The 12,432-nt window shown below is 38.4% G+C and carries 13 protein-coding genes; 4 read left to right on the top strand and 9 right to left on the bottom strand.

All coding sequences use genetic code 11. From position 1 onward, the window contains the following. Positions 1–743 precede the first annotated feature (743 nt). The 4 genes from H4J67_RS18980 (at position 744) to H4J67_RS18965 (ending at position 4,977) form a co-directional block, all read left to right on the top strand. Complete coding sequence (locus H4J67_RS18980; RefSeq protein ID WP_182204690.1) at positions 744–1,145, top strand: DUF3718 domain-containing protein; 402 nt, start codon at positions 744–746, stop codon at positions 1,143–1,145. Between the two features lie 1,083 nt (positions 1,146–2,228). Beyond that, positions 2,229–3,953 carry an acetolactate synthase 3 large subunit gene (locus H4J67_RS18975; protein ID WP_182174893.1) on the top strand — a complete coding sequence of 575 codons (1,725 nt, stop codon included), beginning with the start codon at positions 2,229–2,231 and terminating at the stop codon, positions 3,951–3,953. Then, positions 3,953–4,450, top strand: a complete 498-nt coding sequence (gene ilvN / locus H4J67_RS18970; RefSeq protein WP_070373995.1) for an acetolactate synthase small subunit — start codon at positions 3,953–3,955, stop codon at positions 4,448–4,450. Before H4J67_RS18975 ends, ilvN begins: the two co-directional genes overlap by 1 nt. Positions 4,451–4,530: 80 nt before the next feature. After that, positions 4,531–4,977, top strand: a complete 447-nt coding sequence (locus H4J67_RS18965) for a GNAT family N-acetyltransferase (RefSeq protein WP_182174891.1) — start codon at positions 4,531–4,533, stop codon at positions 4,975–4,977. 4 nt (positions 4,978–4,981) lie between these two features. Here H4J67_RS18965 and folD read toward each other — a convergent pair whose 3' ends face one another. From folD to H4J67_RS18920, 9 genes are all read right to left on the bottom strand, one after another. Further along, positions 4,982–5,842: a bifunctional methylenetetrahydrofolate dehydrogenase/methenyltetrahydrofolate cyclohydrolase FolD gene (gene folD / locus H4J67_RS18960; protein WP_182204689.1), complete on the bottom strand. Its 861-nt coding sequence runs from the start codon at positions 5,840–5,842 to the stop codon at positions 4,982–4,984. 135 nt (positions 5,843–5,977) lie between these two features. Continuing rightward, positions 5,978–6,487 carry a YcgN family cysteine cluster protein gene (locus H4J67_RS18955; RefSeq protein ID WP_146798446.1) on the bottom strand — a complete coding sequence of 170 codons (510 nt, stop codon included), beginning with the start codon at positions 6,485–6,487 and terminating at the stop codon, positions 5,978–5,980. 42 nt (positions 6,488–6,529) lie between these two features. Further along, entirely contained in the window at positions 6,530–7,585 is a 1,056-nt protein-coding gene (locus H4J67_RS18950; protein WP_182204687.1) for a lytic transglycosylase domain-containing protein, read from the bottom strand. Between the two features lie 10 nt (positions 7,586–7,595). After that, the gene (locus H4J67_RS18945) at positions 7,596–7,886 is read right to left on the bottom strand and encodes a YcgL domain-containing protein (RefSeq protein WP_182174885.1); all 291 of its coding nucleotides are present in this window, start codon (positions 7,884–7,886) and stop codon (positions 7,596–7,598) included. A gap of 52 nt (positions 7,887–7,938) precedes the next feature. Next, on the bottom strand, positions 7,939–9,078 hold the full coding sequence (rnd, locus tag H4J67_RS18940; RefSeq protein ID WP_182174883.1) for a ribonuclease D: 1,140 nt from the start codon (positions 9,076–9,078) through the stop codon (positions 7,939–7,941). Between the two features lie 52 nt (positions 9,079–9,130). Next, positions 9,131–9,991, bottom strand: coding sequence for a 23S rRNA pseudouridine(2605) synthase RluB (rluB, locus tag H4J67_RS18935; protein WP_070374002.1), 861 nt, complete (start codon positions 9,989–9,991; stop codon positions 9,131–9,133). Between the two features lie 110 nt (positions 9,992–10,101). After that, on the bottom strand, positions 10,102–10,683 hold the full coding sequence (scpB, locus tag H4J67_RS18930; protein ID WP_182204685.1) for an SMC-Scp complex subunit ScpB: 582 nt from the start codon (positions 10,681–10,683) through the stop codon (positions 10,102–10,104). Then, positions 10,680–11,489: a ScpA family protein gene (locus tag H4J67_RS18925; protein WP_182174866.1), complete on the bottom strand. Its 810-nt coding sequence runs from the start codon at positions 11,487–11,489 to the stop codon at positions 10,680–10,682. The genes scpB and H4J67_RS18925 overlap by 4 nt, the downstream gene beginning before the upstream one ends. Positions 11,490–11,549: 60 nt before the next feature. Continuing rightward, the gene (locus H4J67_RS18920; RefSeq protein ID WP_070374004.1) at positions 11,550–12,170 is read right to left on the bottom strand and encodes an L-threonylcarbamoyladenylate synthase; all 621 of its coding nucleotides are present in this window, start codon (positions 12,168–12,170) and stop codon (positions 11,550–11,552) included. Between the last annotated feature and the right edge of the window lie 262 nt (positions 12,171–12,432).

Below are 12,432 nucleotides of genomic sequence, written 5' to 3'. Positions count from 1 at the left end.
TCAACATCTATAAAAATCGATAGGCAAAAGCTTACAAGATGCAGTACATGCATTATTGTTGACCAATCGATAGCTGTGTTTCAGAGCATTATCACTGCGTAGTATTATCATGGGTGGCATAGTAATTTTTTATCACAGCGGAAAATTATCATGGGTGGCATAATAATTTATCGATAGGCAAAGGCTTACAAGATGCAGTACATGCCTTGTTGTTGACCAATGGATAGCTGTGTTTCAGAACATTGTCACTGCGTAGCATTATCATGGGTGGCATAGTAATTTTTAGCATTTTAGAATTAATACTGAAAATTTTTGTATGTTTTGATCTACAGCGGACATGGTTGTATTACATGACTTCTTGCAGCTCGTCCACTTTGTGTAAAGCAGACTATAATGTCAGGTTTTTTTACAGCATATAATACATTGCACTGCAAATATGTTCATTCAGACTATAAATATGTATATTTCCAAATCTAACATTAGATTTTTCTCTGTATTTTGAGTTTTTCATTAGCCAGTGTCCATTTTTTTTACACTTATTATTTCAAAATTAATATCATTTTAAGTTACACATTTTAATTGCCTTTTATTCATACCATTAGGCTTTACCAATTCTGAATGGCGCAAAAAATGCCTATAACCGTGCGGATGAGGATGTGTTAAATAGCTTCCTATCTCCCGTTAACTATTCGTGAGTTTTAGTTAAGTTGTATCGGGTACTTGCAACTATAAAGGAGTCAATTATGAAAATTTTAACATTGGCAGTAGTGTTCGTATTATTAGCTTTCAATTCTAATGCTACCAAGTACAAGTTCATTGCAACAGATAGTAGTATTGAGACAGAAATGTGTGTGATTGCTGGCAATAATAATAAAGATGGATTAAAAAAAGCACTGAGATTGGGTATGATGGGTTCTGCGATTAATTCAAAACGCTTTACTGTTAATTCTGTTACTTGTAATGATATGGTAATGGCGCATTTTGCCCATAAATATGATGCGTTAGATACCTTTTCGTATTTAAACCATTTCACCTCCAAAAAAGATAAAATACCTACCACAAGTGTTGAAATAAAAGATATCGCAGCCGTTTTCAATCAAAAAAATGAAGAGACTAAGATCATTTATGTCGGCTCGGCTAAATAAATTGCATACTGAAATTCAGAGCTAAACTTTTATAACTTACTATAAAGTTTAGCTCTTCATTCAATAAGTTAATGTGACGTTTAGCATACAAATGTCTGCTTCTTACCATTGGATATAAAATACTGAAATATCTAACTGTCAGTTTTCTTCCCCCAAAGCTGACCAGTAATTAGAAGCTATTTAATAATCCAGAATGACTATTTTGTAGCAGAAGTTAGCGTCTATATATGGAATGCCAACTAAAACTATCAACTTGCAGCCGCCATAAGTTTTGTTTTCATTATATAATTTCATTTTGTTTTTTATACCCTGAGATCAGTCTCAAAAATGATTTTAGGCACGTCCACTATACCAATGATTATTTAATTAACTATTTGCCTGCTTAAGACAACTAGCGGGTGTTAAGGTAACCTCAACAAACATTAAAATTTCAAAAATTTACTTCTTCTTTGCGCACGCAGAAGACGTTAACACCGTCATTTCAGGATCTGTTTCGAATGATTATTAAGGTTCACTTATGCCAGTTGAGGTCAGCTTCCAACTTTATTTGGAGTGTTTCTAGTACTTGATAAATAAAAACTTACTGCCTCATTTTTTTCTATCTTTATTCACCAAAGCCCATTTTTGCTCAATGATATAAGTAAACTTGCATGGGATTTTTTTTCGATCTTTATTTACCTTCTTCAGATACTAATAAAATTAAATCGTTGCAGACCAAATACCACTTATTAATGATAAAAAAGCAACGTCATTAGCATGGACTTATACCTAAATCATTAAGATAGAATTAAAATGTTATGAGTATATTCATTTAAATCGTAATTATTTATTGACAGATAGAGCAAAACATCTTAAAAATAGAAGCATAAATAATTTTTCTTCGGATTCAATTTACAATGAATTTTACATTTTTACTCATTACACTCCTCTCTGTCGTCGTGGTCATTAAACCATTGCGGAGTTGGTGTTGTGTGTAAGAAAAGTTATTAAATAACAAATACAATAAACCCTCGCTCTGCACAAGACCGAGGGTTTTTTTATTGTTGAAACTTAGTTTAACCATACTTTATAGAAGGCAAGCTCATGACAAAGAAGCAATTCACTGGTGCACAGATGGTAGTAAAAGCATTAGCGGCACTCGACGTGAAGTACATTTTCGGCTATCCCGGTGGTACTGTTTTAGATATTTACGATGCCTTATTTCAGCAAACAGACGTTGAGCATATCTTAGTACGTCATGAACAAGCCGCAACTCATATGGCGGATGGGTTTGCTCGGGCCACCGGCGAGGTAGGTGTCGTGCTTGCCACATCAGGTCCTGGGGCGACAAACTGTATAACGGGTATTGCTACCGCTTACATGGATTCAATTCCTATGGTGGTGCTCTCAGGACAAGTACCGACCACACTTATTGGCGATGATGCCTTCCAAGAAACTGATATTGTTGGCTGCTCTCGTCCCATCGTTAAGCACAGTTTTAACTGTCGGGTGGTTGAAGACATCCCTAATATTATCGCTAAAGCTTTTTATATTGCCAGCACTGGAAGACCGGGGCCAGTGGTTATTGAGCTGCCCAAAGACTTATTAATGCCAACCAGCATGGGCGAATTTCATATTGAAACTGATGTTAAGATGCGTTCGTACAACCCAAGCGTTAAGGGTCACCCTAAACAAATAAGAAAAGCCGTTAAAGCAATGGCCGCGGCTAAAAAGCTGGTTGTTTATTCGGGGGGTGGTGTCATTATCGCCAATGCATCAGACTTGTTAACAAAACTTGTTGAAAAATTAGATGCCCCAATTACTAATACCTTAATGGGTTTAGGTGGCATTTCAGGCACTCATAAAAACTATATTGGTATGTTAGGCATGCATGGTTCAGTTGAAGCCAACAAAACGATGGCAAATGCTGATGTCATTCTTGCACTTGGTGCTCGCTTTGATGATCGTGTCACAAATAATGTTAAGAAATTTTGTCCCGATGCCAAGATAATTCATGTTGATATTGACCCAACTTCTATTTCGAAAACGATTAATGCTCATATCCCGGTTGTTGGCCAACTTGAGTTCGTGTTACAACAGTTATTAGATGAATTAGCGGCAACAGACTTCGAACCTAATAAAGAAGAAAGAATGCAGTGGTGGCAAGAAGTTAATAACTGGCGCGAGATTAACCGCGTAGCTTATGTCCAAGAAGGTGACCAAATAAAACCCCAGCGTGTTATCGAAGCTATGTATGAAATTACCCAAGGTGAAGCATATGTTTGCTCTGATGTCGGTCAACATCAGATGTTTGCTGCACAATACTACCCGTTTGCTAAACCTCGCCAATGGATAAACTCTGGTGGTCTAGGCACAATGGGCTTTGGCTTACCTGCTGCTATGGGGGTTAAATTAGCCTTCCCTGAAAGTCATGTTATTTGCATAACGGGTGATGGCTCTATTCAAATGAATATTCAAGAGCTTTCAACGTGCTTACAGTACAACTTACCTGTGGTTATTATTTCATTAAACAACCGCTCATTAGGCATGGTTCGCCAGTGGCAGGATATGGTTTATGGCGGCCGGCATTCATCTTCCTATATGGATTCGCTTCCTGACTTTGTAAAACTTGCTGAATCATATGGTCATGTCGGTATGCAGATAAACCATTTAGATGAATTAGAAGATAAGCTAACAGAAGCCTTTGCGATTAAAAATCGTTTAGTTTTTGTAGATGTATTAGTTGACGAAAACGAACATGTTTACCCAATGCAGATAAGATTGGGCGCAATTGATGATATGTGGATAAAAAAAGGAGTAAAAGCATAATGCGCAGAATTTTAGCTGTTTTATTAGAAAACGAACCGGGCTCTTTATCACGTATTGTTGGTTTATTTTCTCAACGCGCCTTTAATATTGAAAGTTTGACCGTAGCTCCCACTGAAGATCCAAGTTTGTCGCGTATTACTATAGCAACACGAGGCGACGATAGAGTACTAGAGCAGATCGTCAAACAAGTAAATAAACTCATTGATGTCATCAAAATTACCGACTTAACAGAGCGTAGCCATGTTGAACGGGAACTACTGCTGATCAAAGTTTTGGCGATGAATGATAAATCACGCACTGAGGTTAAGCGTATTACCGATATTTTCAGGGGCTCAATTATCGATATTGGTAAGCAAGTTTATACCATTCAATTAACTGGCGATGCTGAAAAGCTTAATGCTTTTATCACGACACTCGCCAATGAAACAGAGATAATTGAATCGGTGCGCTCCGGCTGTGTCGGTATTGCCCGTGGTGAGAAAGCGCTTAGGATATAACGAACACTGAAGTTAAAAAACCAAGCAACCTGCTTGGTTTTTTGTTTTATAATAAGCAACCAATCATCAAAAGACAGATAATGAAAACGAAAACGACTTTTTCTCTCGCAACTAAAAGTGATAAAAAATCACTGATGCGTTTTTATAAACAGCAAAGTTATAGGGCAGGCCTACTGGGTTTAGACAACGCTTACTTGCTTAAGTACTCATCAGATATTATTGGCACAGTTATAATTTCAACGCTGTTGGAAAATAGCCAACAATCGTTTTTACATGCTTTGGTTATCGAACGGGCCTTTCGACAACAAACGTTAGCCTCACAGCTATTAACCTTTGCTTGCACTCAACATCAACACCAAGAAATCTTCTGTTTTGCTGATGAAACGCTAAATCACTTTTATCTGCAAAATGGCTTTGAAAAAATATCTGAACAACAATTACCTGAGCCGCTGTTAGAAAGGTTTCTAAGAGTAAAGAAAGCTAAAAGAAATTTATTAGCTTTCACTTGTAAGCCGCTTATTTTATAGAAAATTAGCCATTAGTGCTTGCGGCTATAAGGGTATTTTTCAATAAGCAGGCAATAGTCATTGGGCCAACACCACCCGGTACCGGTGTTATCGCACCACAAACCGGTGCAACATTCGCAAAGTCGACGTCACCAACGAGTTTAGCTTTGCCGCTCTCATCTTCTATATGGTTAATACCGACATCAATAACAGTTGCGCCTGGTTTCACCCAACTGGCTTGAACAAAATTAGCTCGTCCAACCGCTGCAATTAAAATATCGGCTTGCTGACAAATACCTGCTAGGTTTTTAGTGCGGGAATGAGCAATGGTTACTGTGCAATTTTCTTGTAGAAGTAACAAAGCAACAGGCTTACCAACGATATTAGAGCGACCAATGACAACCGCATGCAATCCTGATAAGTCTTCGCCTAAATGTTGTTTAGCCAATATAATGCAGCCTTGCGGCGTACAGGGTACTAATGCGCCTGGCTCGCCATTTAACAAGCGACCCGAGTTCATCGCATGAAAACCATCAACATCTTTATGCGGAGCAATAGCCGCAATAATAACGCTTTCATCAATGTGATTTGGCAAGGGTAATTGTACTAAAATACCGTGCACCGCATCATCACTATTTAATTGTTGCAGCTCAGCTAATAATTGTATTTGGCTAGTGTCATGAGGCAATTTAATTTCGTTAGAAATCATGCCGACATCACGTGTCTGCTTTATTTTATTACGCACGTAAACTTCACTTGCTGGGTCTTCCCCAACGAGTACCACCGTTAAGCCAGGAACAATTCCCTTGTCTTTTTTAAGCTGAGCGACTTGAAGCGTTAGTGTTTTTCGTAAATCAGCAGCTGCCTGCTTACCATCAATGATCATCTATATTTCACTTTATTAGAATTAGCGTTAGAAATTTAGGAAACGAGTCACGACTGAATTGAACGTTAGCCGTCAACCCTTGTTGCTATCACTCTTTGCACTTACCTTTTACATAGAGGAAAGCAAAGCATAAAATTAATCGATATCATTTAGCGGCCATGAAACAATGAAATCTTCAAAATATTCTATCGCAACATCGTTATCTTTAACTATTTTTCCTCGAACCGACATCCCCGCTTTATGCATAGCTGTCTTTTTTCCGTTGTTAAGCAGTGGATGCCAAGAAGGCATGCCACGTCCCTCTTTTAGACGACGATAGGTACAACTAGGCGGCATGAAAAAAACACCGTCTAAATTTTCTTGTGTTAAGCGCACACAATCAGGCACTAAAGTGGTACGTTGTTCGTATTTTGAACATTGACAACTTTTTTCATTCAGTAAATGGCAAGCAATATTAGTGTAATGAATCTGCTCACCTTCGTTAATATAAGTGGTTGGCAGTAACTCAGTTTCCTGGGTTGTTTCATCATCATCAATAAATTTGTTTAGACAGCATTTAGCACAACCATCGCAAAGAGACTCCCACTCAGGTCGACTCATTTCTTCTAATTTTTTGGTTTGCCAAAAAGGAGCTTGTTCGCTCATAAATATCTTCTCTTTTATTTTCTCTGGTGAATCGAATGAATTTTACTGAATAGGTGGAAATTTTATTCTGTCTGATAAATGACCGACCGAGCTAACAAAATAATAAGATAGATTCCAATGCATTAGACTCTTGTAATTATTATAAGCTAAATAAACACGGCCATTTTCGTCATCAGGAAATACTAGTGCAGCCTTAATGTCGACTTTAGGTAAGTGAGTACCATCAGCGCGCCTAACACCTAAAGCTTGCCACTGTGCTAAGGTTTTTTCTGTTTTTTCCCAAGCTTTTAACCAGTTTGCTCGACTACCCGTATTTTTAGGAATAGCCAACGACTTATCGAAATTTGCTGGTAATTTAACCTGTCTACCCCAAGTTAATTCGTCGCTCCAACCTTCTTTTTTAAGATAGTTAGCCATAGACGAAAACACATCGTCTAAATTACCCCAGATATCTTTCTTGCCATCGCCATCTCCGTCGACCGCAAAAGCAACAAACGAGGTTGGCATAAACTGATTTTGCCCCATAGCACCCGCCCAAGAGCCTTTCATCTGTTCAACACTGATATGTCCTTGCTGAACAATAGTTAACGCAGCCCAAAGTTGTTTCTTAAAAAACACTTCACGGCGACCTTCATACGCAAGCGTGGTTAATGCCGAAATAACATTATAATTACCCATGATTTTACCGAAGTTTGTTTCTAACCCCCATAACGCCACGATAAAACGGGGTTGAACGTTATATTCTTTACCAATTTTTGTCAGTAAGGGTAAATGTTCTTTATACAATGCACGCGCTTTATTAACTTTCCAGTCAGGAACACGTTTTGGTAAATAAGTATCTAAAGTTTCAACAGTTTCTGGCTGAGAACGATCGGCTTTTACCGCACGCTTATGAAATTTGACCTTTGAAAAGGCGTTATTAACAAGTGCAGTGTCATAGCCCTTGCCCAACGCTTCTACTTTGAGTGCTGTAACATATATTTCAAAACCCACTGCACTTAGATTTTTTTTTGCCGCTTGAGCAGAGCTAGTTAAACAAAGCAAAATACAACAACTCAGTAGTACACTATATTTTTTAATATCAAAGCAAAACGACATGCAACACTCCTTAATCATCATTGTTATTTTTTATTTTCATATCCGTTTTATGTTGGTCAAGTAAGTTTTCTACGGGGGGTGGAAGTTGTAAGTAAAAGCCTTGCTCATTTAAATTTGCTTTTACTTTTTCAATGTCTGCTAGTGCCAGCTTTTCTTTTTTTGCTAGATTCATCACAGTAACAAGTGTTGGCGTACCAAAAATCGACATCAAGGGTGCCGGTACTGATGAGAAATCATTACGTTGTTTAACAAAAAGATATGTTTGCGCTTTTTTAGTACTTTTATAAATGGTACACAGCATTAAGAAGACCTATGTTTTTAGTTGTAGTGTTTTAAAATGCCTAATAGACAGTTTATTTAAAATCATTTTTGGCGAATAAATTTAATTGCTCACCGAACAAGGTTTTACGCCAGCCCGACAATATATCAATTGATTCACTATACTCGGGCGCATTATGTAATTTAAAATGCCATGACAAAAATTGATTAATTTGTTTTTTCGAGGCTAAATTTTCAGCGGTAAGTTCAGCGTTTAACGCTTGTTCAGCAACAAAGTTTTTCACTTTCTTAAAGATTTGCTTATAACCTGGGTATTCATCAAGACGAAAAATTTTCTCGGGGTATTGACCACAATCTTCTTGCTCAGCCTTTTTTAAGACCATCAACATTGTTTTGCCCTTGTGGCGAACATCAAGCATTTCGACGCCTTCAAGGTTGGCCATAACCGCAACGTTATCAGGGTTATGAACCGCTAAAGCAAATAAGGTGTGATCTTTTGCAATAAAGCCTATCGGCATATCACGACTCTTCGCTTGCTGAAAACGCCAACTGGCTAAGTGTTGCAAGATGTACAGTTGCTTGGCGCTGAGTTTCCAGCTTAACTTGATATTACGATATAATTTACTTTCATCGATAGGCGTAAATTTTTTATCTATCAGTAAATCACTTTCTTCCTGCGCAGCATCGAGCCAGCCTTTTTGCTCAAGTTCATCGCGAATACGCGGATAAAGTTGAAATAGATACTCGACGTCTGCTTGCGCATAATCAAGCTGTTTAGCACTTAAAGGACGCTTCATCCAATCGGTTCTAGACTCTGACTTATCAACTTCTATCTCAAGATAATGGTTGACCATTGCGGCATAGCCCATTGATAAACCATGGCCGAGAAACGACATCATTATTTGACTGTCAATTAAGTTAACCGGACGACAATTTGCCGCAGTCAGAAAAACTTCTAAGTCTTCTGAGCAAGCATGTAGTACCTTACAAATTTTTTCATCGGTTAGTAGCTGCCAAAAGGGTGATAAATCATCTATCGCAACGGGGTCAATTAACGCTAAGTTTTCCCCGTCGTTCACTTGAATAAGACCTAATTTAGGATACAAGGTACGAGTGCGAACAAATTCGGTATCTATTGCCAAAAAGTCTGCTTGCGCAAGTTTCTGACAAAGCACAACCAATGAGGCATGATCTTCTACGTAAGTTTTATTCAAGTTTATCCCTTAAAAAATTAATGACAGCTTATGCAACAATATCAACAAAAGACTAACGGCGGCGACGAGTTGCTTGTTGGCTTCTTTGTTGATGTTTTTTCACTGAGCGGCGAATACGACGGCTTTTGGCATTATCCATTACTTTTTCGTCCACTTTTACTTTGCTTTGTGTTTCAACTGGCAAGCCCACTAATTTACGGTAGTAATTGACTTCAGGTAAAGCTAACTCAGTCCAACCACCATTAGGTAGTTGTCGTTTCATTTCCATATCGCCATAGCGCACACGAATTAAACGGCTAACTTGAACTTCTTGGCTTTCCCATAAACGGCGAACTTCACGGTTACGCCCTTCAGAAAGTACCACATGGAACCAATGATTACGTCCTTCACCACCTTTGTAAGTGATCTTTTGAAATTTCGCTGGTCCATCTTCCAATTTAACACCCGCACGCAATGTTTGCAGCATGGCTTCATTAACTTCGCCAAAAACACGTACGGCATATTCACGTTCAACTTTTTGTGAAGGATGCATTAAGCGATTAGCAAGCTCGCCATCAGTAGTAAATAACAACATACCCGAAGTGTTAATATCTAATCGACCAACAGCAACCCAGCGACTATTCTCTAGTGGCGGTAAACGATCAAAAACCGTTGGACGCCCTTCAGGATCTTTCCGGGTACACATTTCGCCTTCGGGCTTGTTGTACATAATGACACGACATAAATCATCTTCTTTAGGTTTTAACTTAACGATGTGACCATCAAGACGAATTTGCTCACTTCCTTCGATGCGGTCCCCTAAAAAAGCGGTTTTTCCATCAACACTGATACGACCAGCACTAATGAAAGTTTCCATTTCACGGCGTGAACCTTTACCTGCACGGGCAAGGACTTTTTGTAATTTTTCAGACATGGCTTTAACTCTCTTTACGTCAGTAACTTCACGGTATTTTCCGCTACGTTGCTGTCTCTAAAATAAATAGTGTTTGTATATTTTTATTAATACGGGTGCTGTTGCTATAACTAAACCGATGCTTGCAAAGGTATATCTATAGCGCCTAAATCAGCCATAGGCAATAATTCGGGTAACTGGCTTAATGAAGTTAATGAAAAATAATCTAAAAATGCTTTTGTGGTCGCATATAACGATGGCCGCCCAGGCACTTCTTTATTACCAACCACTTTCACCCAGTTTCTTTCTAATAATGTTTTCATTATATAACTACTTACTGCTACTCCGCGAATCTCTTCAATTTCGCCGCGGGTTATTGGCTGTTTATAAGCAATAAGGGCAAGCGTTTCTAAAAGTGCTCGCGAATACTTAGGCGCTTTTTCTTTGGTGAGCTTAGCAACAAAAATAGCTAAGTCTTCATTAAGCTCACTAATCGTTTCAAATCGGTAACCTGAAGCAACCTGCACCAAATTAACCCCTGAATTTTTATATTTTATCACCAATTCACCAATGACATCACGAATTTGCTGGTGATTTAGCTGATAATTAACTAATAATTCTATTTTTATTTGCTTAACACTCAAAGGTCCATCGCTGACAAAAAAAGCCGCTTCAATAAGTTTAGCTATTTTTATTTTTTCAACCGTTGTCATACTGGTAAACGCACTCTTAATTGACCAAAAATGGTGGTTTGTACACATTCTATCAAACTTTCTTTGATCAACTCTAAAATAGCTAAAAAAGTTACCACAACACCTTGTCTGCCCTCAACGACTGCAAACAAAGCGCTAAATTCAACAAAAGCTGAGCTATTTTCAGCAGCACACTTTAACTGCGCTAATATTGATGACATCCGCTCTCTGGTTGATAAAGATTCTTTTTCGATATGATGATGTTCGAGTGCTTTGGTACGTTTAAGTACTCCTTGTAAAGCACTGACAAGTTCACTTAAGTCGACATCAGCCTGAAAAACGGCGGCTTGAAAATCTTCAGATAATTCAACATTCCCTTGAAAAAAATCACGTTCAAGACGAGGAATTTGATCAAGTTGTTGCGCGGCACTTTTGATCACTTCATATTCTTGTAAACGCCGTACTAATTCGGCACGTGGGTCTTCGTCCTCATCAGCTACCGCTTGTTTTGGTAATAATAAACGTGACTTTATTTCCATTAAAATGGCAGCCATTACTAGGTATTCGGCCGCTAATTCCATTTTAATTTCTTTCATTAATTCAATGTATTGCATATATTGTGTAGTGATCGGCGCAATAGGCATATCAAGAATATCAAATTTTTGCTTACGAATAAGGTAAAGCAATAAATCAAGTGGTCCTTCAAATGACTCTAAAATAACCTCTAAGGCATCAGGCGGAATAAATAAATCTTTTGGCTTATTAACCACCACTTCACCACGGATCAATGCCAGCGGTAATACTTGCTGAACCATCTCTCGCGGCATAGTTTTTTCTTTTGAATTAGCGGGCTGACTCACTCGTTATTAATCCATAATAAGTTGTAGTTATTCAAAAGGGCTTGGGTCGCCTTCACCGACTCGAATAACTTTCACTTCATCATCAGAAAAATCAATGACGGTGGTTGGGTGCTCACCCAAGTGCCCGCCATTAATGATTAAATCAACTTGGTGCTCTAAAATATCGCGAATGTGCTCAGGGTCATACTCTGCTCGTTCTTCACCGGGCATGATTAGCGTTGTCGACATAATAGGTTCTTGCAGTTCAGCCAATAAGGCTTGCACTATGGCATTATCAGGCACCCGAATACCTATGGTTTTTCTTTTCGGATTTAATAACCGTTTAGGTACTTCTTTTGACCCTTTAAAGATAAAGGTATAAGGACCTGGGGTATTACTTTTTAATAACCGATAGGCGCTGTTATCAACACGGGTATACTCGGATAATTCAGATAAATCACGACACACTAAGGTGAAATTATGATCTTTATCGATATTTCGGATATTACAAATACGTTCAAGCGCTTTTTTGTCGCCGATATGACAACCTAAAGCATAACCTGAATCGGTAGGGTAAACGATAACACCACCTTGTTGGATAATGGCCGCCGCTTGCTTCATCAAACGACCTTGCGGATTATCTGGGTGTACATAAAAAAACTGACTCATAAATTTTCTCCACTAAGATGTTGATGTTAATTTCGGTATTACTTTAGGTACGACTTTAAGTATTAATACAGTTGTTAAGCTTACTACTCACTTACGTATACCTCAGGTATACCTCTGTTGCTCACTTAATAACTCACTTAACGGCCTTAGGCCAAAGGTCCCAAATGGGTTTCACCTGATCGGGCATACGTAAATTACGACCTAAATCACTCCATCGCGTTGGATAATGAAAGTCTGAGCCCATAGATGCATGTAAATCATA

Source organism: Colwellia sp. BRX10-4 (genome assembly GCF_014077465.1).
In the GTDB taxonomy this organism is placed as follows: domain Bacteria; phylum Pseudomonadota; class Gammaproteobacteria; order Enterobacterales; family Alteromonadaceae; genus Colwellia_A.
Note: the sequence above shows the minus strand (reverse complement) of the source record. Positions and strands in the feature narration are given on the sequence as shown.

What these genes read in the sequence shown, in the direction of transcription:
- H4J67_RS18955 (WP_146798446.1), bottom strand. Translation starts at nt 6,487, where the DNA reads ATGAGCGAACAAGCTCCTTTTTGGCAAACCAAAAAATTAGAAGAAATG.
- H4J67_RS18925 (WP_182174866.1), bottom strand. Translation starts at nt 11,489, where the DNA reads ATGCCGCGAGAGATGGTTCAGCAAGTATTACCGCTGGCATTGATCCGT.
- H4J67_RS18920 (WP_070374004.1), bottom strand. Translation starts at nt 12,170, where the DNA reads ATGAGTCAGTTTTTTTATGTACACCCAGATAATCCGCAAGGTCGTTTG.
- H4J67_RS18945 (WP_182174885.1), bottom strand. Translation starts at nt 7,886, where the DNA reads ATGCTGTGTACCATTTATAAAAGTACTAAAAAAGCGCAAACATATCTT.
- scpB (WP_182204685.1), bottom strand. Translation starts at nt 10,683, where the DNA reads ATGACAACGGTTGAAAAAATAAAAATAGCTAAACTTATTGAAGCGGCT.
- folD (WP_182204689.1), bottom strand. Translation starts at nt 5,842, where the DNA reads ATGATCATTGATGGTAAGCAGGCAGCTGCTGATTTACGAAAAACACTA.
- H4J67_RS18950 (WP_182204687.1), bottom strand. Translation starts at nt 7,585, where the DNA reads ATGTCGTTTTGCTTTGATATTAAAAAATATAGTGTACTACTGAGTTGT.
- ilvN (WP_070373995.1), top strand. Translation starts at nt 3,953, where the DNA reads ATGCGCAGAATTTTAGCTGTTTTATTAGAAAACGAACCGGGCTCTTTA.
- H4J67_RS18980 (WP_182204690.1), top strand. Translation starts at nt 744, where the DNA reads ATGAAAATTTTAACATTGGCAGTAGTGTTCGTATTATTAGCTTTCAAT.
- H4J67_RS18975 (WP_182174893.1), top strand. Translation starts at nt 2,229, where the DNA reads ATGACAAAGAAGCAATTCACTGGTGCACAGATGGTAGTAAAAGCATTA.
- H4J67_RS18965 (WP_182174891.1), top strand. Translation starts at nt 4,531, where the DNA reads ATGAAAACGAAAACGACTTTTTCTCTCGCAACTAAAAGTGATAAAAAA.
- rluB (WP_070374002.1), bottom strand. Translation starts at nt 9,991, where the DNA reads ATGTCTGAAAAATTACAAAAAGTCCTTGCCCGTGCAGGTAAAGGTTCA.